Source organism: Cohnella pontilimi (assembly GCF_005049045.1).
GTDB classification, from domain to species: Bacteria; Bacillota; Bacilli; order Paenibacillales; family Paenibacillaceae; genus Cohnella; species Cohnella pontilimi.
The window spans coordinates 540,042-563,733 of record NZ_SUPK01000001.1 but is presented as its reverse complement, the minus strand read 5'-3'; the positions used below and the strand labels follow the sequence as shown (position 1 = coordinate 563,733).

25 protein-coding genes are annotated in these 23,692 nt (G+C 56.9%); 24 read left to right on the top strand and 1 reads right to left on the bottom strand.

Translation table 11 applies throughout. From position 1 onward, the window contains the following. Positions 1-11: 11 nt before the first annotated feature. The 4 genes from qcrB (at position 12) to E5161_RS02765 (ending at position 3,314) form a co-directional block, all read left to right on the top strand. Positions 12-683 carry a menaquinol-cytochrome c reductase cytochrome b subunit gene (qcrB, locus tag E5161_RS02780; protein ID WP_136776137.1) on the top strand — a complete coding sequence of 224 codons (672 nt, stop codon included), beginning with the start codon at positions 12-14 and terminating at the stop codon, positions 681-683. Between the two features lie 25 nt (positions 684-708). Beyond that, a complete protein-coding gene (locus E5161_RS02775; protein ID WP_136776136.1) occupies positions 709-1,575 on the top strand; it encodes a c-type cytochrome in 867 nt (288 codons plus the stop codon). A gap of 136 nt (positions 1,576-1,711) precedes the next feature. After that, positions 1,712-2,383, top strand: coding sequence for a DUF1405 domain-containing protein (locus tag E5161_RS02770; RefSeq protein ID WP_136776135.1), 672 nt, complete (start codon positions 1,712-1,714; stop codon positions 2,381-2,383). Positions 2,384-2,426: 43 nt separating this feature from the next. Beyond that, positions 2,427-3,314 carry a sporulation protein YpjB gene (locus E5161_RS02765; RefSeq protein WP_169306559.1) on the top strand — a complete coding sequence of 296 codons (888 nt, stop codon included), beginning with the start codon at positions 2,427-2,429 and terminating at the stop codon, positions 3,312-3,314. Here E5161_RS02765 and E5161_RS02760 read toward each other — a convergent pair. Continuing rightward, the gene (locus tag E5161_RS02760; protein WP_246042071.1) at positions 3,268-4,137 is read right to left on the bottom strand and encodes a YitT family protein; all 870 of its coding nucleotides are present in this window, start codon (positions 4,135-4,137) and stop codon (positions 3,268-3,270) included. The genes E5161_RS02765 and E5161_RS02760 overlap by 47 nt on opposite strands. Before the next feature lie 106 nt (positions 4,138-4,243). Between E5161_RS02760 and E5161_RS02755 the strand changes: the two genes are divergently transcribed. The 20 genes from E5161_RS02755 to E5161_RS02660 all read left to right on the top strand — a co-directional run bounded on the left by E5161_RS02755 (position 4,244) and on the right by E5161_RS02660 (position 23,566). After that, complete coding sequence (locus E5161_RS02755) at positions 4,244-4,612, top strand: nucleotide pyrophosphohydrolase (protein ID WP_136776132.1); 369 nt, start codon at positions 4,244-4,246, stop codon at positions 4,610-4,612. 51 nt (positions 4,613-4,663) lie between these two features. Further along, positions 4,664-5,209: a tetratricopeptide repeat protein gene (locus E5161_RS02750; protein WP_136776131.1), complete on the top strand. Its 546-nt coding sequence runs from the start codon at positions 4,664-4,666 to the stop codon at positions 5,207-5,209. 5 nt (positions 5,210-5,214) lie between these two features. Beyond that, positions 5,215-6,018 carry a 4-hydroxy-tetrahydrodipicolinate reductase gene (gene dapB, locus E5161_RS02745; protein WP_136776409.1) on the top strand — a complete coding sequence of 268 codons (804 nt, stop codon included), beginning with the start codon at positions 5,215-5,217 and terminating at the stop codon, positions 6,016-6,018. Between the two features lie 36 nt (positions 6,019-6,054). After that, positions 6,055-6,477, top strand: coding sequence for a methylglyoxal synthase (mgsA, locus tag E5161_RS02740; RefSeq protein WP_136776130.1), 423 nt, complete (start codon positions 6,055-6,057; stop codon positions 6,475-6,477). Then, positions 6,474-7,184, top strand: a complete 711-nt coding sequence (gene bshB1 / locus E5161_RS02735; RefSeq protein ID WP_136776129.1) for a bacillithiol biosynthesis deacetylase BshB1 — start codon at positions 6,474-6,476, stop codon at positions 7,182-7,184. The genes mgsA and bshB1 overlap by 4 nt, the downstream gene beginning before the upstream one ends. A gap of 123 nt (positions 7,185-7,307) precedes the next feature. Next, on the top strand, positions 7,308-8,465 hold the full coding sequence (gene bshA / locus E5161_RS02730) for an N-acetyl-alpha-D-glucosaminyl L-malate synthase BshA (protein WP_136776128.1): 1,158 nt from the start codon (positions 7,308-7,310) through the stop codon (positions 8,463-8,465). Positions 8,466-8,521: 56 nt separating this feature from the next. Further along, positions 8,522-9,763: a CCA tRNA nucleotidyltransferase gene (locus E5161_RS02725; protein WP_136776127.1), complete on the top strand. Its 1,242-nt coding sequence runs from the start codon at positions 8,522-8,524 to the stop codon at positions 9,761-9,763. Positions 9,764-9,836: 73 nt separating this feature from the next. Continuing rightward, positions 9,837-10,814 (top strand): biotin--[acetyl-CoA-carboxylase] ligase, encoded by a 978-nt coding sequence (locus E5161_RS02720; RefSeq protein ID WP_136776126.1) that lies wholly within the window; start codon positions 9,837-9,839, stop codon positions 10,812-10,814. Positions 10,815-11,111: 297 nt separating this feature from the next. Next, complete coding sequence (gene panB, locus E5161_RS02715; RefSeq protein ID WP_136776125.1) at positions 11,112-11,978, top strand: 3-methyl-2-oxobutanoate hydroxymethyltransferase; 867 nt, start codon at positions 11,112-11,114, stop codon at positions 11,976-11,978. Further along, positions 11,978-12,865: a pantoate--beta-alanine ligase gene (gene panC, locus E5161_RS02710; RefSeq protein WP_136776124.1), complete on the top strand. Its 888-nt coding sequence runs from the start codon at positions 11,978-11,980 to the stop codon at positions 12,863-12,865. Before panB ends, panC begins: the two co-directional genes overlap by 1 nt. Position 12,866: 1 nt before the next feature. Then, positions 12,867-13,259: an aspartate 1-decarboxylase gene (gene panD / locus E5161_RS02705; RefSeq protein ID WP_136776123.1), complete on the top strand. Its 393-nt coding sequence runs from the start codon at positions 12,867-12,869 to the stop codon at positions 13,257-13,259. A gap of 61 nt (positions 13,260-13,320) precedes the next feature. Next, a complete protein-coding gene (locus tag E5161_RS02700; RefSeq protein ID WP_136776122.1) occupies positions 13,321-13,956 on the top strand; it encodes a tetratricopeptide repeat protein in 636 nt (211 codons plus the stop codon). Positions 13,957-13,993: 37 nt separating this feature from the next. Further along, positions 13,994-16,879 carry an ATP-dependent DNA helicase DinG gene (dinG, locus tag E5161_RS02695; RefSeq protein ID WP_136776121.1) on the top strand — a complete coding sequence of 962 codons (2,886 nt, stop codon included), beginning with the start codon at positions 13,994-13,996 and terminating at the stop codon, positions 16,877-16,879. Then, complete coding sequence (locus tag E5161_RS02690) at positions 16,876-17,532, top strand: redox-sensing transcriptional repressor Rex (RefSeq protein ID WP_136776120.1); 657 nt, start codon at positions 16,876-16,878, stop codon at positions 17,530-17,532. Before dinG ends, E5161_RS02690 begins: the two co-directional genes overlap by 4 nt. After that, positions 17,529-18,833 (top strand): amidohydrolase, encoded by a 1,305-nt coding sequence (locus E5161_RS02685; protein ID WP_136776119.1) that lies wholly within the window; start codon positions 17,529-17,531, stop codon positions 18,831-18,833. The genes E5161_RS02690 and E5161_RS02685 overlap by 4 nt, the downstream gene beginning before the upstream one ends. Next, positions 18,830-19,360, top strand: coding sequence for a cell wall elongation regulator TseB-like domain-containing protein (locus tag E5161_RS02680; protein ID WP_136776118.1), 531 nt, complete (start codon positions 18,830-18,832; stop codon positions 19,358-19,360). Before E5161_RS02685 ends, E5161_RS02680 begins: the two co-directional genes overlap by 4 nt. A gap of 301 nt (positions 19,361-19,661) precedes the next feature. Then, complete coding sequence (locus E5161_RS02675; protein WP_136776117.1) at positions 19,662-20,195, top strand: hypothetical protein; 534 nt, start codon at positions 19,662-19,664, stop codon at positions 20,193-20,195. Between the two features lies 1 nt (position 20,196). Further along, the gene (locus tag E5161_RS02670; protein ID WP_136776408.1) at positions 20,197-21,702 is read left to right on the top strand and encodes an AAA family ATPase; all 1,506 of its coding nucleotides are present in this window, start codon (positions 20,197-20,199) and stop codon (positions 21,700-21,702) included. 156 nt (positions 21,703-21,858) lie between these two features. Then, positions 21,859-22,416 carry an RNA polymerase sigma factor gene (locus E5161_RS02665; protein WP_246042070.1) on the top strand — a complete coding sequence of 186 codons (558 nt, stop codon included), beginning with the start codon at positions 21,859-21,861 and terminating at the stop codon, positions 22,414-22,416. Further along, positions 22,406-23,566 (top strand): hypothetical protein, encoded by a 1,161-nt coding sequence (locus tag E5161_RS02660; protein ID WP_136776116.1) that lies wholly within the window; start codon positions 22,406-22,408, stop codon positions 23,564-23,566. The genes E5161_RS02665 and E5161_RS02660 overlap by 11 nt, the downstream gene beginning before the upstream one ends. Positions 23,567-23,692 lie beyond the last annotated feature (126 nt).

Sequence of the window (23,692 nt, the reverse complement as noted above, 5' to 3'; positions counted from 1 at the left end):
CGTTTCGTCTCATGTTAAAAGGCATGTACAACTGGATTGACGAACGTCTGGACATTACGCCGATGTGGAGGGACATTGCGGACCACGAGGTGCCGGAGCACGTTAACCCGGCGCATCACTTCTCCGCTTTCGTCTATTGTTTCGGCGGATTGACGTTCTTCATTACCGTTATTCAAATTTTGTCGGGCATGTTCTTGACGATGTATTACGTACCCGACATTATTAACGCTTATTACAGCGTCGATTACCTGCAGCACCAGGTTGCGTTCGGACAAATCGTCCGCGGTATGCATCACTGGGGTGCCAGCTTGGTTATCGTCATGATGTTCCTACATACCCTTCGGGTGTTTTTCACGGGTTCCTATAAGGCGCCGCGCGAAATGAACTGGGTTGTCGGAATGCTGATTTTCTTCGTGATGCTCGGTCTCGGGTTTACGGGCTATTTGCTGCCTTGGGACAATAAAGCATACTTTGCAACGAAGGTCGGGTTGGAAATCGCCGGCTCCGTACCTTATTTGGGCGAATACATCAAGATCCTGATGAACGGCGGAACCATTGTCGGCGCTCAGACCTTGACGCGCTTTTTCGCGATTCATGTGTTCTTCCTGCCCGGCGCGCTGCTCACGCTGCTTGCCGCTCACTTCTTCATGATTCGCAAACAGGGCATTTCCGGTCCACTGTAAGAGAGAGGAGTGGCGATCACAAGCAATGGCACATAAACAAGATCCGAATGAAAAAGTCGTTTACGTCGGCGACTCGCGGATTCGCAAACGCGACCGCGCGCCCGCATATCCGCCGGACTTCTCGGCCTATCCCGGCAAATCGGAGGCGTTCATCCCGAACTTCCTGCTCAAGGAGTGGATGGTGGGCGTCGTCGTTTTGGTCGGATTTTTGGTCCTGGTTATCTCCGAACCTGCTCCGCTCGGTTATCCGGCGGATCCGCTCAACGGTTCGTTCATTCCGATACCGGACTGGTACTTCCTGTTTTTGTATCAGCTGTTGAAATACCCGTACACCTCGGGAAGCTACGTCGGATTCGGCGTCGTGGCGATGTCGGGCTTGCCGTTCATCGCGCTGCTGCTGGCCCCGTTCCTCGATTCGGGTAAAGAGCGCAGATTTTACCGTCGTCCGATCGCTTCTTCTTTGATGCTTTTGTCGCTCGTAGCGGCCAGTTATTTGACCTGGGTTTCTTGGAACCACTACCAGCATGAGCTGGCAATCAACAAGGTCACGCCAGAGCACATCGAACGCGAAGAGAAAGCGCGTGAAGCGAGGGAGAAAGGTCTGCCGCGTCCGGTTCCGGGCAAGGAGAAAATTCCTGCGATGGTGGCGGCCGACGATCCGGCATTCAAAACGATGCAGGAAGCGCAATGTATCGCGTGCCACGGCACCGAGCTCGAAGGCGGCGGCGCACCTGCGCTTCGCGGCGTAGGAGACAAGCTGAGCAAGCAGGAGATTCACGACACGATTCTCAACGGCCGAGGCGGCATGCCGCCTTTCAAAGGCCAGCTGACGGAAGAGCAAATCAATTCAATCTCGACCTGGCTTGAGAAACAAAAAGCCGGAGCCGAGTAATAACGCTTCACAAAACAGCGGCACTTCGGTGCCGCTTTATTCTTTATCCCCCAAAAGTGACGCTATTCTTCGAAGCTTTTTCCGATTACTTTTGGGGGGGCCCCCAATAAACCTTAAACAAAGTGAGGCTAAAACGTTGAGCTGGCGATATTTCATAAGCCGCAATTTCCTCATGAGTCCGTCCCTGCTATGGCTGATGATGCTCATTTACATTCCGGGGACGGTCTACGGCTATTATTGGTATAAGGATCAACTGATCGCGACCTGGCAAGAGCATCCTCATTGGCAAATCGTGTTCGTGCCGGACAGTCCGACGGCTTCCTTGTGGTTTGCGCTTGCGGTGCTGTGGCTTTGGCTGTCTCCGGATCGTCCTCGCGGCAACTGGGTCGCCGGGGTGAGAGGCGTAATTGAAGCGCTGGGCGTGGTCACTTCCGTGAAATACGGGATATGGGCGACGGCGATCATTTTTGCCGGATATGCACAAGGTTCGTCTCTCGATGCGGCTTCCTGGATGTTAATTATCGGTCATTCCGCGATGGCCGTGTGCGCGCTGCTGTACGCCAGGTTTTTCCGCTTTGGCGGCATGGCCCTTCTGGCCGCGGCGGCCTGGACATTCCTCAACGATACGGTCGATTACACGTTCCATGTATTCCCGTATTTGCCCTATCAGCTGGATGACGATCTAACAGCCATCTGCATTTTTACCTTCCTGCTCACCGCCTTCAGCGTTATGGCAGCCGGCTTGGCAAGATTTCTGCCGCGCTCTTCCCGATACATGACCGGCAAGCCGTCGGACAACCCGGTCTAAAAATGGACATCCCCTCATACCCTTAAGGCAGGAGGGGATGTCCATGCGTTTGCAGGATATCATACGTGGATTGTTCATTACGGTGATCGCAGCGGCCGCGTTAACGGGATGGATCGCGGAATCGGCTGCCGCCGCCTCGGGAGCTTCGGTCCCGTCTCCGGCGGGAGACCGTACGCATAGAGAAGCGGAGGCGTTTCTTCGCGCCGCCGAAGCCTTATATAACGCCGCACTTACCGGCAACATATTCGAAACCCGCTTGTCGCTCAGGCAGACGGAAACCCGGCTTCGGTCTCTCCCGATGGATAAAATCGCGACGGCGGAAGGCATTGAAGCGTTGGCGGAAAGCGTGACGCGCATGAAGAGGGCGGTAGCCGCCGTATCCGCAAATCCGCAGAAGTGGGTCGACGGCGCGGCGGAAATCCGGCTGGCGGCGGACGCGTTGGCGCATCGTGAAGCTCCGCTATGGCGCCAATACCGGAACGTGCTGCGGGAAGATGTCACCTTTTTGGCCGTTTCCGTGGAGAAATCGGGCGCTTCGACGGAGTCCAGAGCCCGATTCGAGAAAGTAAAAGGGCACTATCAATTGATCCGGACGTCCGTGATGCTTCACTCGGAACCGTCCGTCACGGAGAGAGCCGATTCGATCATCCGCTACGCCGAGAGGCTGCTGAGCAACGCGAATACCGACCCTGCGATGCTGCGCGAAATGGCCTTGCCTTTGAAAGAAGCGATGGACAGCCTGTTTCCCGGCCGCGGTAACGACCGCCCGGCGGTCGTGCCCCCTGTTGCGGCGCCGCCATGGGGTTGGTCGGCCTTCATGGGTACCTTTATCGTATCGGTATTGACCTGGGTCGGTTGGCGCCGTTACCGGGCGATCGACCGGGTTATTCCTCGCGAAAGCCTTCCCCCAGAACGTCATGTACGTCGTTAATCACGATGAAAGCCCGTTTGTCATGCTGACGAACGAGGCTTTTTAATTTGCGGATTTCAAATCGGCTGACAACGCAGTACACCATGGTTCTGTCATCCTTCGAATAGGCGCCGACGGCGGGCAGGAGGGTCACTCCGCGTTCAAGCTCTTGCGCGATCTTTTCGGCCAGCTTTTCCGGAGCTTCGCAAATGATGTTGAACGCTTTGGCCGCATACACGCCTTCCTGGATCGAATCGATGATTTTTGAAGAGATAAAAACGATCACGAGCGTATATAATACTTTTTCTTTGGGGATGAAAATGAGCGAGGCTCCAAGGATCAGGATATCCAGGGTCAGGAGGATCTGCCCCATGCTCCATCCTTTCCAACGGTGAAGAATCCGGGCAATGATATCCACGCCGCCGGTTGTTCCGCCTGCACGGAACACAAGACCGAGTCCCGCACCCAGTGTAACGCCGGCATAAAGCACGACCAAAATGAAATCGTGCTCTGTCGTAAAAGGAACGAACCAGCCCATGGCCACGCCTTGCTCCAGAATCCACAAAACCACGGACAAAAGGACGATGCCGCCGACCGTATAGACCATGGCTCCGCGGCCGAGTTGGCGCCACCCGATCAGGAAGAGGGGCACGTTGAGCACGAGCGTTGAAATCGAAACCGGAATGTTTGCCGCGTAATTCAGTAGCACCGAAATGCCGGTGACACCGCCTTCCATGAGCAAATTCGGCAAAATAAAATATTGCAGGCCGAAAGCGTATAGCGCCGTGCCTAGTGCCAGCAGGCTCCAGGTGCGGGCGGCGTTCCAAAACCGTTGGTTGTTCACAGGTGAAGATCCTCCTCGGGATGGCCGGTTGGGGCGGAAAAATGGATTTGTTTTCGACAACATCTTAGGCTAACATAGGAATAAACTGACGGAAAGGGAGCGAAGCATGGGAGAATCCCGTATCGCCAGTCTAAACCTTGCCGAGAAATCGCTCGCCGATATTCAGCGCGAGGTCGACGCTTACATATCGCAGTTTAAGGAAGGCTATTTTTCTCCCCTGTCTATGCTGGCCCGGATGACGGAAGAAGTGGGCGAGCTCGCGCGGGAAGTGAACCACCGCTTCGGAGAAAAGCCGAAAAAAAAGGATGAGGCGGAAAACTCCATTGAAATGGAACTGGGCGACGTATTATTTATCGTCCTTTGCTTCGCCAATGCTTTGGGGATCGATTTGACCGAAGCCCATAATAGGGTCATGCACAAATTCAACACGCGCGATGCGGACCGCTGGACAAAGAAGGACACCGAGCGCGCGTAGCTTTCATATGCTGTACCATCCCCGGACGAGAACGAAAGGAGGGTGGTCAGCATGCACGGGGACACGTATCTCCGACAGGCTTACGACGCTATTTTTCGCGGAGATTTCGAATCCGCGATCCACTGCTTTCAGCAGGCGATCGAGCAGGAGCCGGACAACGCGTCTTTTTATTATAAAGCGTCCATCACATGCGCGAGAAGCGGAAAATTGACATTGGCCGCAGCTTATGCGAAACGCGCTGTCGAACTGGATCCCGAAAACCTGGATTACACTTTGAACAGCCAATCGATTGAGGCCAAGCGGCTCATTGCTGAAGCGCGCACACTTCTCGAGGGTGAGATCCCCGATCCGGACCAAGCGAAAAAGCTGTTGTCGGATGCGGACGCGCTGGATCCGCTGGCTGTCGAAGCGAAGCTGCTGCTGGGGCTAGCCTGCCGGATGCAGGAAGATTACCGGGGCGCTGTCGCGTATTTCCAGGATGCGCTGCGGCTCGATCCCCAGTTGGCGGAAGCGCAACGGCTGCTGGAGCAAACGAGAGCCGAATGGCGCAGCTGGGTTCGATCGCAATTACGGCCTACTACGATAAGAAACAGGTGATTTCATTGTCCGAACGAATTAAAGTGGCGGTTGCGGGCGCCACCGGCCGAATTGGCCGGGAAGTCGTCCGAATGGTGTTGGAAGATCCGGGACTTCAGCTGGCCGCGGCGGTCGCCCGCTCGGCTGGCCCGGTCGATGCCGGCAGTCTGGTCGGCAAACCCGATACCGGTGTTACGGTTTCATCCGATCTTTCGGAGGCGCTCGCGGCTTCCCGCCCTGACGTGCTGGTCGATTTCACCAGCCCGAAGGCGGCAATGCCGAACGCGGAGACGGCCATTGCGCACGGCGTGCGGCCGATTATGGGCACGACCGGATTTACGCCGGAGCAAATTGCCGAATTGGACAAGCAGTGCCGTGACCGGGGCATCGGTGGACTCATCGCGCCGAACTTCAGCATCGGGGCGATTTTGATGATGAAGTTCTCGTCGATGGCTGCGAAATATTTTCCCCATGTGGAAATCATAGAATACCACGGCGACCAAAAATTGGACGCGCCTTCCGGCACGTCGATCAAAACGGCGGAATGGATCGCCGGGTCCCGCGAGGAAATTCGGCAAGGCAACCCGAACGAAGAAGAAGTAATCGAGGGTGCCCGCGGCGGTTATTATAACGGTTTTCGCATACATAGCGTCCGCTTGCCGGGCGTATTCGCACAGCAGGAAGTCATTTTCGGCGCTTTCGGCCAAACGCTCAAAATCCGGCACGATTCGTACGACCGGGCGGGATACATGCCGGGTGTCAATACGGCGATCCATAAAGTGATGACCGCTACCGGTATGGTGTACGGTTTTGAGCATTTCCTGGATTAAACAGTTGCGCCATGACGGAGAGGAGCAGTCTAGCTCATGTTGGAGATCGCATTAATCGCACACGATCGTAAAAAAGACGAAATGGTCAATTTCGTCATCGCCTATGAGCACGTGCTTAAGCCTCATAAATTGTATGCCACGGGCACGACCGGACAGCGCATCATGGACGCGACGGACTTGTCCGTCCATCGCTTCATGTCCGGGCCGCTTGGGGGAGACCAGCAAATCGGCGCGTTGGTCGCCGAAAATCTGATCGATTTGATCATTTTCCTGAGAGACCCGCTGATGGCGCAGCCTCACGAGCCGGATATCACTGCGCTTTTGCGGCTATGCGACGTGCAGGGAATTCCGCTCGCCACTAATGTCGCCACCGCCGAGCTTCTCGTCAAAGCGCTGGAACGCGGCGATTTTGCTTGGCGGGAATTGGTTCACAAATATAAACCCGGGGTCGACAAATGAGCGGGGAACAAGTGCTCAAGCTCGATCTGCTAGTGTTCGCGGCCCATCCGGACGATGCCGAAATCGGAATGGGCGGAACCATCATCAAGCACATACGTGCCGGAAACAAGGTCGGGCTGATCGATCTTACGTATGCCGAGATGTCGTCGAACGGGGACGTCGAAACAAGGCAGCGCGAAGCCGCGGAAGCGAGCCGTTTGCTGGGACTGACCGTCCGGGAAAATCTCGGACTGCCCGACCGGCGCCTGGCGTCCGTTCCGGAACAGCTCGACAAAATGGTGTCGGTTATCCGGAAGTACCGTCCGCGCCTCGTATTCGCTCCTTATTTTATCGACCGCCATCCCGACCATATGAACTGCAGCCGCATGGCGGAGGAAGCCGTGTTTAACGCCAAATTGCGGAGATATATGCCGGAAGAGCCGGCATGGGCGGTGGAGATGCTTTACTTTTACTTCATTAACGATATGCATGCGCCGGGAATCATCGTGGATATCGGCGATGTACAGGAGCAAAAAATGGCTGCGCTGCGCGCGTTCCGCTCGCAATTTGAGCCTGTCGGCCATCAGCCGGACTGGGTGGAAACTCCGCTGACCCGCGGCTACCTCGAAAACGTCGCGGCGAGAGATAAGCTTTTCGGCCAGCCGCACCGGGTCGCGTATGCGGAAGGATTCATCCCCAAAGGGGCCGTGAAGCTGGATCTGTTGTAGCCCGGTCTTGCGACTCGCAAGTTGTGGCAAGAAAGCAAGCCATTAGGGAATACAATACAGTTAAGCCGCGCGTGAAGACGGCCTGCCGACAGGCAAGCCGAATTCCGAAATGGAGGAATCCCGATGAATCGGCCACTGAAGATCGGCATTACTTGTTATCCGTCACTGGGGGGTTCCGGCGTGGTAGCCACGGAACTCGGCAAAATATTGGCCGAAAAAGGCCACGAAATTCATTTTATCACCAACAGCATCCCGTTCCGGCTCGGCAAATTCCACCGCAACATTTTTTATCATGAGGTGGAAGTGTCCGATTATTATGTATTCCGTTATCCTCCATACGATCTTTCGCTCGCCAGCAAAATGCATCAAGTCGCGCAGCTGCAGGGCTTGGATATTCTACACGTTCACTACGCGGTTCCGCATGCCATCTGCGCCTATTTGGCCAAGCAAATGTCCGGGAACCGGCTGAAGGTTGTCACCACGCTTCACGGCACGGATATTACGGTTCTGGCGCAAGATGAGACGCTGAAGGACATTATCCGTCTCGGCATACGGGAGAGTGATGCGGTAACCGCGGTCAGCAACGATCTGATCAAGGAAACGCGGGAGCTGCTGGACATTTCGGAACCGATTGATTTGACCTACAATTTCGTCGACAAGCGAATTTATTATCCGAGAGAATGCACGGATCTTCGCTGCGACTTCGCGGAACCTCACGAGAAGGTGCTCATGCACATTTCGAATTTCCGGCCCGTGAAGCGCACGATGGATGTCGTCGACATTTTCGCCAAAGTGAACGAGCAAGTGCCTGTCAAGCTGCTGCTGGTCGGAGAAGGGCCGGATCTTCCGAAGCTGCAGAACAAAATTGCCAATATGGGCTTAACGCACCGCGTGCATTTTTTAGGGAAACAGGACGATGTGGCGCAGGTAGTATCTATTGCGGATCTCATGCTGCTGCCTTCGGAGAAAGAAAGCTTCGGCCTGGTGGCGCTGGAAGCGATGGCTTGCGGAGTTCCAACCATCGGATCGCAGGCCGGAGGAATTCCCGAGCTCGTCCAGCATGGGGTGACCGGGTATCTGGCGCCGATCGGAGCCACGGACGAAATGGCCGCCTACGCGGTGGAGTTATTGAAGGATCAGAAAAAGTATGCGGCATTCCGGGAAGCGTGCTTGAAACGGGCCCGGACGGAATTTTGCGATGCCGTCATCAGCAAGAAGTATGAAGAAATTTATTATCGTGTGCTTGGGATGCCGGTTGAGCTGCCGGAGCCGGTGTGTTAAGCGTGGTGTGAGTTGCCGGGGAAGGCGGGGGCCGCCCGGTTCGGAGGTGAGTGTCGATGACGGCTCGGGACGAGACGGAATCGCTATGGAATAGCGGACTCGAGATCGTCCGCGTGCTGTACAGCCGGGGTCACGAGGCTTACCTGGTGGGAGGCAGCGTGCGCGACCGGTTGCTCGGCCGCTCCCTGCACGACATCGACATCGCGACCTCCGCGCTTCCGGAGGAAGTGACGGCCGCATTCAACCGGACGATCCCGACGGGGCTGAAGCATGGAACCGTGACCGTATTCGAAGGCGGACGTCACTTTGAAGTGACGACGTTCCGCACTGAGTCCGGTTATTCGGATGCCCGCCGTCCCGATCGGGTCGCGTTCGTACGGGATTTGCGCGAGGATTTGTCCCGGCGCGATTTTACGATAAACGCGCTGGCGGTCGGTGTGGACGGCGAGCTTACGGATCCGTTCGACGGCCGGCGCGATTTGCGGGATGGCCGCATTCGCTGCGTCGGCGACGCGGATCGGCGGTTCGGCGAGGATGCGCTGCGGATGCTGCGGGCGATCCGGTTCGCCGCGGAGTTCCGGTTCTCGCTGTCGTTGTCGGTATGGCGCGGCATCCGCAGGCAAGCGGAGCGATTAGGCTTGGTCTCCATGGAACGGGTTGGCGCGGAATGGGACAAGATGATGGCTGGCAGTGATCCGGACCGGGCTTGCGGGCTTCTCGCGCGAAGCGGGCTGCTTTCGTGCGTGAAAGAGCCGCTTCCGGAGGTGGTTACGGCGGGGCCGGGCGGGTTGACGGTGCGTGGTGAGGAATGGCCGCATGGCCTGCGCTGTCTCCGTGAGATCGGGGACACGGACGTGCGGTGGTCGGCGTTCTTGGCGGCAGTTGGCGCTTCGCCGGAGGAAGCGGGGGCTCTGTTCCGCACCCTCCGGTTCAGCGGCAGGCGGGAATCCCGGGTGACGGCGGCCGTCGTATTTCAACGTCGAATGGAGAGTTCGCATGACCGGGCTTCTTTTATTACGGCGATTCTTGATGTGGGACGCAGTGCGGCTCGGGATTGGCTGGACATGCAGGCGGAGGGCGGGCGATTCCGCGATTGGCTCGCCGAGTTGACGGTCGACACGATGGGACAATTGGCCGTCAAAGGTGACCAACTGGCGCTGCGGCTGGACAAGCCGGCCGGCCCCTGGGTCGCGCGATTGCTGCGCTACCTGCTCGGAGAAGTCGCGCACGGCCGTCTGACGAACGAGAAAGCCAAGCTTCTGAAAGCCTCAGAAGAGTGGCAGGACGCGGAGCAGTAGGAGCTACAGAGAGCGATTAGCTGACTTATGATTAAAATCATCGGATCAAGTGAAGCGGAAAGGAGGAACGGGGATGACCAAAGAGACGCTGTTGTCGCTGCTGGAGGCAGGGAGCGGGGAATATGTTTCGGGCGAGGAAATCAGCCGCAAACTGAACGTGAGCCGCACAGCGGTGTGGAAGCAGATACGCAGACTGGAAAGCGAAGGCTACACGATCGAGGCGGTTCCCCGGCTCGGCTATCGGCTGACCGGTCGGCCCGAGCGTCTCTCACTGACTGATCTTCTCCCGAAGCTGACGACCCGGACATTCGGACGCAACTTGAAGCTCATGGACGAAGTCACCTCGACGCAGGACGAGCTGAGAAAGCTCGCGGAGGAAGGAGCGCCCGAGGGTACGCTGGTCATTGCGGAACTTCAGACGAAGGGCCGCGGCCGTATGGGCCGCTCCTGGCATTCCCCATCCGGCAAGGGCATCTGGATGAGTTTGCTGCTTCGGCCGCAAGTCCCGCTGCAACTTACGCCGCAGCTCACGCTGTTGGCGGCGGTCGCTCTCTGCCGGGCAATCGGGCGGGTTGTTCCCCTCGAAATCGGCATCAAGTGGCCGAACGACCTGCTTGTAGACGGCCGGAAAATCAGCGGAATTTTACTGGAGTCTGCCGCAGAGGACGAGCGGCTCCGGTATATCGTCGTCGGTACCGGGATATCGGCCAACCTGGATGAAGAGGATTATCCGGAAGAGCTGCGCGACAAGGCCGTGTCGCTGAAGATAGCGTCCGGCCGGCCGGTGGACCGGGCGGAGCTGATCGCCGCCATCCTGCAGGAGTTTGAGCAGCTGTATACGTTATACCAGGAGAGCGGGTTCGCTCCGATCCGGGCGTTATGGGAAGCACACGCCATCACCTTGCACAAGCCGGCAGTGATGAACACGCCGCAAGGTCCGGTCGAAGGCGTTCCGTTCGGCTTGGACGATTCGGGCGGGCTGCTGGTACGCATGGCGGACGATTCCATCCGTACGGTGCTGTCGGGAGAATGGGCGGCAGAAACGCGTTAAATGGCCTCGGCGGTACTCCATGGACTCCGTTTCGGTTTCATGATATACTGTTTTCCGCAAGGCGGTATCGGTATTTGGCGACGAACCGCACTTGTTGGAAACACTAAGGCTAAGCCTATCGCAACCGAATACCGTCACAGATTCGCGGCGGATTCTGCTCAGAGCCGAAGGGACCGAGACAGAGGACGTGATCGACGTTCTGGCTTGAGAAACCTTTTTGCGCTGGGCAAAATGGTTTTTTGCGTTTTAACGGCATTTTGCAGGAGGACCATCCCACGTAAGGAGGACCATCCATCCATGACAAAAGCTTTGACCGTACCGAAAATAAAAGCGATGAAACAAGCGGGAAAACCGATCGCGATGCTGACGGCTTATGATTATCCTTCCGCTCGTCTCGCGGAAGAGGCGGGGGTCGACATCATTCTTGTCGGCGATTCGCTCGGCAACGTTGTTCTGGGTTACGACACGACCGTTCCGGTCACGCTGGAGGATATGATCTATCACACCCGGGCAGTCGTCCGCGGCGCGCCCGGCACGATGATCGTGACGGACATGCCGTTTGCCACCTACCGCCTGGGACCCGAAGAAACACTGCGCAACGCGGCCCGCATTATGCGGGAAGGCGGGGCGCATGCCGTGAAGATGGAGGGCGGTGCCGACTTGGCCGAAGAGATCCGCCGCTTGACCGCATCCGGCATTCCGGTGATCGGCCATTTGGGGCTCACCCCGCAGTCGGTGCATCAAATCGGCGGCTACAAGGTGCAGGGCAAGGACAGCAATGATGCGGAGCGTCTGCTTTCAGACGCGAAAGCGCTGGAGCAAGCCGGGGTATTCGGCATCGTGCTGGAGCTTGTGACCGAGCCCGTCGCCGCAGCCGTCACGAAATCGGTGCAGGTGCCCACGATTGGGATCGGCGCCGGCCAAAATTGTGACGGACAGGTACTTGTTTACCATGACATTCTCCGATACGGTTCCGGTATCCGCGACAAGCGGTTCGTGAAGACATACGCCGATGTCGGCGAAACGATCCGAAACGCCATAACGTCTTATGTAGAAGATGTAAAAACGAAAGCTTTTCCGGAAGCCAAACACGGTTTTCCGCTGGACGACTCGCCCTCCAAAGCTGAGGCGCTATCTTCCAGACTATACGGAGGCGAATCGTAATGACACCGAAAATCGTTCGGCATATTGCCGAACTCCGGGAGGAGATCGCCGTCTTCCGGCGCTTGAACCCCGAGAACGCACAGGTCGGACTCGTCCCTACGATGGGATACCTGCACGAGGGCCACGCGAGTTTGATCCGCCGCTCTTCGCAGGAAAACGGTCTGACCGTGCTCAGCATTTTCGTCAATCCGCTGCAGTTCGGGCCGACCGAGGACTACGACCGTTATCCCCGGGACGAAGCGCGGGATGTTGCAGTCGCCAAGGCTGCCGGCGCTTCGATTGTATTCATGCCGTCCGTCGAAGAGATGTACCCCGAACCGAACCGGACGACCGTTTCGGTATCGGGACTTACGGACCGGCTTTGCGGCGCCAGCCGCCCCGGACATTTCGACGGCGTGGCCACCGTGGTGTCTAAGCTGTTTCATATTGTTCTGCCGGACCATGCCTACTTCGGGATGAAAGACGCCCAACAAGTTGCCGTTGTCGCCCGAATGACACGCGATCTCAATCTCCCGATCGATATCGTGCCTTGTCCGACGGTACGAGAGAGCGACGGTCTCGCGAAGAGCTCCCGCAACGTGTACCTGAATCCGGATGAACGGAAGCAAGCGCTGGTTTTGTCCCAGTCTTTGGCGCAAGTGCCGGGCTGGCTCGAGGACGGCATGACGGAAGCCGAATTGGTGGTCCGCATTCGCGGCAAAATCCGTTCTCAACCGCTTGCCAATATTGAGTACGTCGAAGTGCTGACGTATCCGGATCTTGCGCCGCCCGTGCCGGACCGACCGCTCAGTGAGTCGAAGGAGCCTCTTCTGGTGGCGCTGGCGGTGCGATTCGGCAAAACGCGTCTTATTGATAATATGCTCATGTTTCCTGCGGAGGTGAATTAACATGTTTCGTCAAATGATGAAAGCCAAGCTGCACCGGGGAACGGTGACCGAGGCGAATTTAAACTATGTAGGCAGCATTACGATCGATGAGGATCTGATGGAACTCGTAGATATATTGCCCGACGAGAAGGTACAGATCGTCAACAACAATAACGGCGCACGGTTTGAAACCTACACCATCCCGGGTCCGCGCGGATCCGGCGTCATTTGCCTGAACGGCGCGGCTGCCCGTCTCGTACAGCCCGGAGACCAGGTCATTATTATCAGCTACGGTTTCTTCACCGACGAGGAAGCGCGCCGTCATAAACCGCGTGTCGCTATTTTGGACGAAGCCAACCGGGTTGTTAAAATGCTGGCGGAGGAACCGCATTCGACCGTGTTGGAACACGTATGAAAGCACCCCCCGGAACGCAGAATGAGCAGTACAGCCACCACTGCGACAAGGGGGAAAATCCATGTCCGTCATCCGGCAATGGTTCGCGGCCCTGCACGAGACGCTTGACCAGTTGATCCTCCGCTTTCCTGATGCCGGCGCGGAAGAGCGCGGGCGGCTTCAGGAGCAATGGGAGATGTTGAAATCCTTCAGCGACGATGTGATTGAAAATTGGCTCCAACTCGAAGATAAAATGTCCTTATTCCGTGAAATTCAACAAGAAGGCGCCATTTTGCAAGAACCGGAGGAACTGCTGGGTCCTTTCCAAAAAGGGCAAGGATATTTTAAGCTCCATATGTTCGCGCAAGCCGCCGAGCAGTTGGAAGATATGGTGGGGCAGTTTCCCGACATGCTCGCCGCCCGTCTTTATTTGGCGATGTCCCGCATGCATCTCGAGCAATGGTCGGAAGCGCAGCGGCATTTTCGTCTGATTGCGGCGTTAGCCGACGAAGCGAAACTGCAAGCGATCGCCTACAACGCGCTTGGCTGCATACAAGCGGTGTTCGCCCACCTCGATCAGGCGCAGCAGCTCTTTCGTAAAGCGATGGAGGCGGATCCGTCGTTCCGGGAGCCGCGGCAAAACTTGGAATGCTGCCGCCGCGGAGGCGAAGAACTCCAGCTTCATTTCGGCAGTCCGGAGCTTCAGGCCATGGTGTAAGGCCCTCGACAGCTTCGCCGGGGAAAGGAAGTTAATCATGAAATTCGCCGTGCTCGATTTTGAGACGACCGGCATATCATCCGATAAAGACGAAATCATTCAGGCGGGACTCGCGGTCGTCGACGAAGCGGGCTCCGTCTTTTCCACGTTCTCGAGCTACGTGCGTCCGGATAAACCGATCCCCGCCGAAATCACACGGCTGACCGGCATCACCGAGGACGACGTGAGGGAAGCTCCCCAGCTTGAAGACGTCCTCGCCGACATGGTCCCGCTGCTGCAAGACGCGGTACTCGTCGGGCATAACGTCGAATTCGACGCCAAATTTTTGCAAACCGCTCTGGATCGGAGCGGTTATTTGCCGTTCACCGGAAGAATGCTGGATACGGTGGATTTGACCCGGCTGTTGTACCCGACATTGCCCTCTTACCAGTTGTCATCGCTGACTCAATGGTTCGGAATCGGGCACGAACGCCCGCATCAGGCAGACAGCGACGCGCTGGCGACGGCGGAACTGCTGCGGCTGGGCATTGACAAATTACGCTCGCTGCCGCTGCTGACTCTCCAGCGCCTGGGCAGCTTGTTTAACCCGGACAGCAGCGATTTAGGCTGGCTGATCGCCCTCACCCTGCAGGAACGCGAGATTCGTCCGGCCCTATCCGAAGAAGGGTATTATTATCACCGTCAGTTCGCGATGAAAGTCGGCGATTGGAACGAAGACAATCAGCCGGCCGGCGAGCAGGCGCCTGCGGAAACCGCCCGCAAATTGGAACAAATGCCCTTCAACGCATTCGCCGAAGAAGTGCGCGGCCGGCTCAAGGAGCTGCTGCCTGCGTATGAAGAAAGAGAAGGTCAGAACCTCATGGCCGGAGAAGTGCTGGAGGCGCTGGAGCACGACTCTCACTTATTGGTCGAAGCCGGCACGGGTACAGGCAAATCTTTGGGATATTTGCTTCCCTCTCTCTATTATGGTCTCCGCGAATCCAAAAAAATCGTCGTGACCACCCATACGATCCAACTGCAGGAGCAGCTGCGCCAACGCGATCTGCCGCTGCTGCAGGAGGTGCTGCCCGTTCCTTTCAAGGCCGCCGTGTTTAAAGGACGGAACAACTACATGTGTCTCCGTAAATTCGAAGGCCGCGTATCGGTGCCCGATTACGCGCTGGGGCCGGAAGAGGCGGTCTCGCGCGGGGCGATGACGGTGTGGCTTTCCGAGACGAGCCGGGGAGAAGGGGAGGAGCTGAACCTCGGACGTCACAAGGACGAATGGGATGCGGTCGCGAGCGATGCGGCTTCCTGCTTGAACCGGTCGTGTCCGTGGTTTCACAAATGCTTTTATCACCGGGCGCGCAATGAAGCGATGAAGTCCGACCTCATCATTACGAATCATGCCCTCGTCTTTACGGATTTACGAGCCGAACACCGATTGCTGCCTTCCTACGACAAATTGATCGTGGACGAAGCGCATCATTTGGAGGACGTGGCCAGCCAGCATCTCGGACAGAAAACCGGCTACACCTCGCTGAGCGTGCCGCTGCAGAGATTATGGCGCGACGCTCGAACCGGATTAATGCCGCAGCTCACGAGCGCGTTGTCGTCCGCGTCCCACCCCCATGCCGCGGCATGGGCCGAAAAGGCGGAGGCTGCGGCGTCGGGTCTGCACGAAATTCGTGAAGCATGGGACCGCTGGACCGAAGCGCTGTACGGCTTGCTGGCTTCGAATGCGGCTGCCGACGAGAGTGGTAATTTCACGCTCAGGCTGAAGCCAGACGATATGCCGTCGGGTTGGGAAACGATCCGGGTCGACGGAGACAACGTGATTCAGCTGCTTTCCGATTTTATACGCCCGATGGAGAAACTGTCTGCCGAAGTGCGTGAGGAAACGGACGAATATGCTGTTCAGGCTTTGCTGACGGATCTGGGCGGCGTGATCAAGGATTTGGCCGGCGTCCGAGCGGATATGGGATCCTTCGTTACGCTCGGAGAGAAAGATTATGTTTACTGGGTAGAAGGCCATTATCAATACAAGGGAAGATCGGTGTGGATGTACGGCGTGCCGGCGGATGTCAGCGGACTGCTGAAGGAGCGATTGTTCGACCGCAAAGAGAGCGTCATTATGACGTCTGCAACACTGACGGTGGACAAGTCGTTTCAATATGTGACAGAATCGCTCGGACTCGCTTCGGCGGAGAAGGACGGCCGGCTTCGCACCGCCGTCGTGCCCTCGCCGTTCCGGTATCGGGAACAAGCGCTCGTGCTCATTCCCCGGAATTTTCCGACGATTAAAGGGCGAGACGGCGATCCGAATTTCCTGCAAGCATTGACCGATTCGCTCAGGGACGTAGTCTCCACGGTAGGGGGCCGGACGTTGGTCTTGTTTACGTCCCACCGGATGCTGAAATCCGTATACGGACCGCTCAAGGAAAGCTTGGAAGCATCCGGCATTCAGGTGCTGGGCCAAGGAGTCGACAGCTCCAGCCGCAGCCGGCTCACCAAGCAATTCCGGGAACAGCCGGCGTCCGTATTGCTCGGGACGAGCAGTTTTTGGGAGGGAGTGGACTTGCCCGGCGACGCGCTGACGTGTCTCGCGATCGTCAGACTGCCGTTCCAACCGCCGAATCACCCGGTGGTGGAAGCGAAGTCGGAGAAGCTTCAGGCCGAGAAAAAAAATCCGTTCATGAAGCTTTCTCTTCCGCAGGCGGTCATCCGCTTCAAGCAGGGATTCGGGCGGTTGGTGCGAACAACGTCGGACCGCGGTATCGTCATTTTGTATGATACACGCGTGCTCGACACGAATTATGGAAAGTATTTTCTATACTCGCTGCCCGGTCCCAAGATGGAACATTTGCCGACGGCCGGAATGGCCGACAGGGTACGGGACTGGCTTGCGCCGCAGCAGCCGGGTGAAGGGGGAGAAACGGAATGAAGCAGGAAAAAATATCCGATGCGGTCGTTCGCCGTTTGCCGGTGTACCTTCGGTACTTGAACGAACTGAGCCTCTCCGGCGTGCAGACCGTTTCCTCTCAAGATCTAGGCGAGAAGCTGAATCTCAACCCCGCGCAAATCCGTAAAGATCTCGCATCCTTCGGCGAGTTCGGCCGCAAGGGCGTCGGCTACAACGCAGCTTATTTGATTGAGAAAATCCGCCAAATCCTGAAGCTGGACAAAACGCTCGGTGTCGCGCTCGTCGGAACCGGAAATCTCGGCCGCGCACTGTGCAATTACAATATGTATACGAAAGACAATATGAAGATCGTGGCGGTTTTCGATGCCGATGCCTCTAAAACCGGCACGCAAATCAATCATTTGACCGTTCAGCCGATGCATGAGCTGAAGGAGACGGTGGATCGTCTCGGCGTCACGATCGGCATTATCACCGTTCCCGCTTGGGAGGCCCAAAATGTCGCGGATCGCTTCGCCGCCGCCGGCATCAAGGGCATTTTGAACTTTGCGCCGGCCGTGTTGAAAGTTCCGCCGGGCGTACGGATTCATTATGCGGATTTCACGGCGGAGCTGCTGAGCTTGGCGTATTATATGGATGACGACAATCGCTTGTCGGAAGGGGAAGTTAACGTATGAAAAGATGGCTGATCCGCAACGGATACTTTGTGACGATGGAAGAGTCGCGCCCGGTTTTCCAGGGCTGGATGGCGGTTGAGGGAACGCTGATCGCCGATCTTGGGGAAGGCGAGCCCTCCGCTGAGGCACTGGAGTCATCGGACGAAGTATTCGACGGCCGCGGCTTGCTCTTCCTGCCGGGCTTAATCAACACGCACGGACACGCCGCCATGTCGCTTCTTCGCGGGTTCGCCGACGATCTCGTCCTGCAGGATTGGCTCCAAAATTACATGTGGCCCATGGAAGCCAAGTTCAGCGGAGAAGATGTGTATTGGGGTTCGGCGCTGGCGGCCGCGGAAATGATCAAAAGCGGTACGACGACTTTCCTCGACATGTATGATCATATGAACCGGGTAGGGGAAGTGGCGGCCAAGTCGGGGTTGCGCGCCGTTCTCACCCGCGGTGTCATCGGCTTATGTTCGGAGGAAGTGCAGAAGGCAAAGCTGCAGGACGCGATTTCATTCGCCAAAGATTGGCACGGCGCCGCGGACGGCCGAATTACCGCCATGATGAGCCCGCATGCGCCGTACACCTGTCCGCCGGATTATATTCTGAAATTCGTGGAAGCCGCCCATGAGCTGGATCTTCCGATACACACGCATATGTCGGAGACGCAAGCGGAAGTGGAACAAAACATTCGCGACTACGGTGTGCGGCCTGCCATGCATCTGGACCGTCTCGGCGTGTTCAGCCGCCCGGCTATCGTCGCGCACGCCGTCCATCTTACGGATGAAGAAATCGCACTGCTCGCGGATCGCGGCGTAGCCGTGTCCCATAACCCGGTGAGCAACTTGAAGCTGGCAAGCGGCGTCGCACGGGTGCCGGAGATGCTGGAGGCCGGCGTCACCGTGTCGCTCGGCACGGACAGTGTCGCCAGCAACAACAACCTCGATCTATTTGAAGAAATCCGGATGGCGGCTTTGCTTCATAAAGGCGTGACGGGAAATCCGACGGTCGTACCCGCAGGGGAAGCGCTGCGCATGGGAACCGTCTACGGCGCACGCGCTGTTGGGCTGGAAGGCAAAACCGGGGTGCTGAAGCCGGGCATGAAGGCGGACTTCATTGCCGTCTCCACCGACAAGCCGCACTTTGTTCCGCGTACCGATTATGTATCACACCTGGTATATGCCGCATCGGGGGCCGACGTGAAGCACGTCTGGGCGGACGGCCGCCAGCTTTTGCGGGATGGCGAACTGCTGACCTTGGACGAAGAGCAAATCCGGTTTGAAGCCCAGGCTTGTTATGAGAGGTTGAGAGGATGAGCCCGAGACGCGCCGATAAGCGAAGCGGCCACACCACGATGTCGATGGGCCGCTGGATGTTTGTTCTTGCCGGTTTTCTGTTATTTTGCGCGGTCATGCTCGTCATTTTCGTAAGATCGGTAAACGCCGGTTACCGTGCGGACGAACAGCATGCGATCGCCGTGGCCAAGGAGCAATCCGGGTTGACGGAGGTTGACGAAGCCGTGCAATATACTTGGGAAGAGCCGGTCTGGGTCGTGAGAGGCCGGGACGGAAACAACCAAACTTGGTTCGTTTGGGAGCGCAAGGACGGCATCTTGAAAAAGCAAGAGAACGGGAACTATTCCGAAGCGCAAATCCGCGAGCGTTTCTCCGCCGAACACCCGACCGCCCAATCGATTCGAGTCGTTCCGGGCTGGTTCGATAACCGGCCGGTATGGGAATTCCGTTATGAAGACCTGGCCGACGGAAATCAACGTCCTTCGATCTCGTTCTATTCTTTCGAAGATGGAACCTTGCTGAATACCTATGTACTGCCCGGATATTGATGCCGGGCAGTTGCTTTTTATGTATACGAATTGATATACATATAATCTACTTGAAAAAGTTTTCGCAGATGAGTGAACTCTCATGAAATTTCGGTTTGAAATATCGTATAATGGGTTAGGAGTTGCCCGATCGCATCTCATAAAATATCGCCCTGACGCCCACACGGGCGTTTTATTATTGGTACGCTTACCATCGTTTCGCTAACCATTTGTCTATCTAAATTTGATATACTCTAATATATGCGTCACTTTTTTGCACATCCATCGACAGATTTCAAATAGATTAAAGGGGGCCTCCTTCATGAAAATCCGAGTCATGCCTCTGGTGCTGACCATCTTGTTGTCCGCGGCTTTGCTGTTCGGCGGCTGGACGGCCTTCCGCCACTTCAGCGTGGAGAAGCCGCTGGACCGGGTGGCGGCATCCGTTCCGGGCGTTCTGTCCGCAACGACCAAGATGTCCACGGGGCAAGTCGTCGTCAATGTTCATTTGTCTCCCGATGCCGATCTTGCGGAGGTTTACCGCAAGCTGAAGCAGGATGGTTCGGGTCAAATCGGCGGCAAAAAGCTGGAATTGAAAGTGGATTCCAACGCATCGCCGCTGCTGGAGAAAGCGTGGAGCTATTCGCTGTTCGACGTGGCGGAAGCGATGGAGACACACCGTTACACCGGTATCCGCGACGCGCTGGACAAGCTGTCCGGGCAGTTTAAAGGCGTGACGGCCTCGACCGATATCGACGCCGACAATGTGTATATTCGTCTGCAGGAAGGCAAATCGGCGAAGTTCGTCGTGCTGCCTCGTCAAGCGGGAACGATGGGGGTGTGGCCGAATGCGTAACTTGAAAAGATACGGCAAAGAAATTGCGATCGGCTTCCTAACCGTATTGTTCGTTTTTCTCCTCTATATCGGAGTCCCGGCGATTCCGCTCGTCAGCGCAGCACTCATGGCGGCGGCGGTCGCTTTTCTCGCCAAATCCCGAGGCGGCATCGCGGTCGGCTCGGTCGGCAAGAAACCGGCTTCCCGCGCCCCTTCTTATCTCTCCTTCGATGATATCGGGGGTCAAGATCACCCGAAACGTGAGCTCATGGAAGCATTGGAGTTTATGGTCAAACGGGAGGAAATTCAGAAGCTGGGCATTCGTCCGCTGAAAGGTATTTTGCTCACCGGGCCTCCCGGAACCGGCAAAACGCTGCTGGCCAAAGCGGCCGCTCATCATACGAATTCCGCGTTCGTCTCCGCTTCCGGCTCCGAATTCGTCGAGATGTATGTCGGTGTCGGCGCCGGCCGGATCCGCGATTTGTTTAAGGAAGCCCGGAGCAAGGCGGTCAAACAGAAACGAAACTCCGCCATCGTGTTTATCGACGAGATTGACGGCATCGGCGGCAAACGAGACGGTGGACAGCAGCGCGAATACGATCAGACCTTGAACCAGCTGCTCACCGAAATGGACGGCATTCAAGGCGACGAATCGATTCGCATTCTGCTCATCGGCGCGACGAACCGCAAAGAGTTGCTCGATCCCGCCTTGCTTCGTCCCGGCCGCTTCGACCGGCATATCCAGGTCGACATGCCGGACAAGACGGGTCGTGAGCACATTCTCCGCTTGCACGGCCGCAACAAGCCGCTTGATCCGGAAGTGTCCTTGGCCAAAGTGGCGGAAGAAACGTTCGGCTTCTCCGGCGCGCAGCTGGAGAGCGTCATGAACGAAGCGGCGATTTATGCGATGCGCGACACAAGCGATCATGTTGATCAAACCCATCTGACCCAGGCGATCGACAAGGTGATGATGGGCGAACGCATGGACCGCGAAACAACGAAGGAAGAACGCGAACGGGTCGCCAATCACGAGCTCGGCCACGCCATCATGGCGGAGCACGTACGCCCCGGAAGCGTGGCGCAGGTGTCGCTGACGCCGCGAGGACAAGCGCTCGGCTATGTCCGTCATCATCCGCGGCAGGACAGCTACCTCTACACGAAAGAGACGCTGGAGCATCAAATCATGATCGCGCTCGGCGGCTGCGTAGCCGAGGAACTCATTTACGGCGGCCGCAGCACGGGCTCCCGCGGAGACTTCGAGCAGGCGACGAACATCGTGAAGACGATGATCGAGTCGGGTATGTCCGGTCTCGGCATCATTCATCCTCAAGCCCTTACGCAGGAAGAATGGTCGCGTGAGAACAACGCCATTTTGAATGAATTAATCGAACGGACACGCGAGATTTTGGGCGCGAACAAGGAGAAGTTCGAGCAGCTGTTGGACATTCTGCTTCAGGAAGAAACGCTGTCCGGCGACCAGCTTCGTGCTTGTCTGTCGCACAGCATGCCCCGTTCGGAAGCTTCATAACAACAACAAGGACAGTCTCATCATCGATGAGGCTGTCTTTTTTTGTCGTTCGCACGAATGGATTATGTTAGCATGGAACAAAGTGGAGTTTTGAGCGTTATAAATATTGAACCGAACCGCGATTCGGATCGTCTATTGAATTGAGGTGTTACAGTTTTGAACTCCGGGATGAATGTAGATTACATAAAATACATGGTTGAATCCGACGATCCGAAAGCGCTGCTCGGAGAGTTGATGACCGCCTACGGCAAAGATGTATGGAATTACGCTTACAGCCTGACGCGCAAGTGGGACTTGGCGGACGACATCACCCAGGAAGTTTTCATTAAGGTGTTCCGCAACATGCATGCGTTCCGGCGGGACGCTTCCGTGAAGACGTGGCTCCTGACGATTACTCGGAACACCGCGATTGACCATCAGCGTTCCGCCTTCGTCCGCAAGGTGACGTTGTCCGATTGGCTGGAAGAGCGGGGAGAAAGGCGTTCGGTCGAATCGGAAGCGATGGAAAAATGGGCGGTGGGCGACATGTGGCGGATGGTGCTGAGGCTGCCAGTCAAGTATCGCGAAGCCATCATCTTGTTCGCTCATTACCAAATGTCAATGAAGGAAATGGCCGAAGTGCTCGGCGTAACCGAAGGAACGGTGAAATCGCGGCTGTTCCACGCCCGCCAAAAACTGTCGAAGATGAAGGAGGAGAGCGCGGATGCATTTTGACGACGAACAACTGAAAGAGCAATTGGCGGGCGGTCCGCTCGCTCGCAACGGATTCGACGACAGGCTCCGACGGAGAATCGAGGAAAGAATCGGCGAGGAGAGCCGCCGCACGCGCAAGCCTTGGAGAACGGTTTGGCGGCTGCCCGCCGCCGTGCTGGCTTCCGTTACACTCGTCCTTCTCGGCATCTGGATTGTCGGTAATTTAAAGGATGGTCCTCAGCCGTCGCCGCTAACGGATGCTTCGTCCGCTTCGCTCGGCGGTCAGAACGTGAGTCCGGCCGTCGGGCAGGAGAAGCGATACGCGCTCTTGATCGGCATCCGTAAGGACGAGCCGCACAAAGAAGGGCAGAAAGACAAATATGCCAAATCCACGTACCGGACCGTATTGGTGGCGCATGACGGCGGACGGCTGGCCAAGGTGGCGGACGGCAAAGGGCTTTTCGTACCGCACAAACTCGATTTTTGGAAGCTCGATACGATATCTCCGGGAGAAGGCCGGCAGGCGATTTTTGCCGCGCAAGCGACGAATGTATCGTCCAATATGAAGTCCGGTCCAAACCCGCCGGTGCCCGGCAATCGGCTGTCGGAAAAGGTGCTGTTCGCCGGCAACCAATATGTATCTTTACAAACGACGATTCAGCAGCGCTCCGGCCGTATAAAGGACATCTGGCAAGTGAAACCGATTGAGCAGATCAACAACAAATCGGCGGATCCCGCCGCCGACCCGCATATCCGCATTCGAGACGTATTTCCGAACTGGGAAGGTGAAGTCGGGGCAGGGGACGAATGGGGCGTCGACCGCAACCCCGGTCAATGGGTGCCCGTCATCTATGACGGTTCGGGCGATGAAGCGCCGCTGCCGGCGCTGCTGCCGGCCGAAATCGTCAATCGCGATACTTTGCTGCTGAGTTGGGGGCAGATTCAACAACTGGAGCCGTCCGCCAGCGATGCGTTCTCTTACGGGAACCTGCTCGGTGTCCGGGTGGGCGGTGCGATTCGGGTGTACGAACTGGAGAACGGAACGCTCGTACGCCAAACGTTAACTTTCCCGCTGGCCGCCGGCGAACATATCGTGATGCTGCAGTGGGCGGAAGGAAGCTACGTCGATAAGTGGATCCGGGAAATGCAATTTTTGTCGCGTTCCTCATAATATTGGGAAAGCCGGCCGAGAAACGGCCGGTTTTTTGTACTCGCCTCTTTCCTGTCCACGGCCGGATTATGATAAGATGGGAGAGACCCATTTTCGTCATTTATCGGGTCGGAATTCACTCAGCAA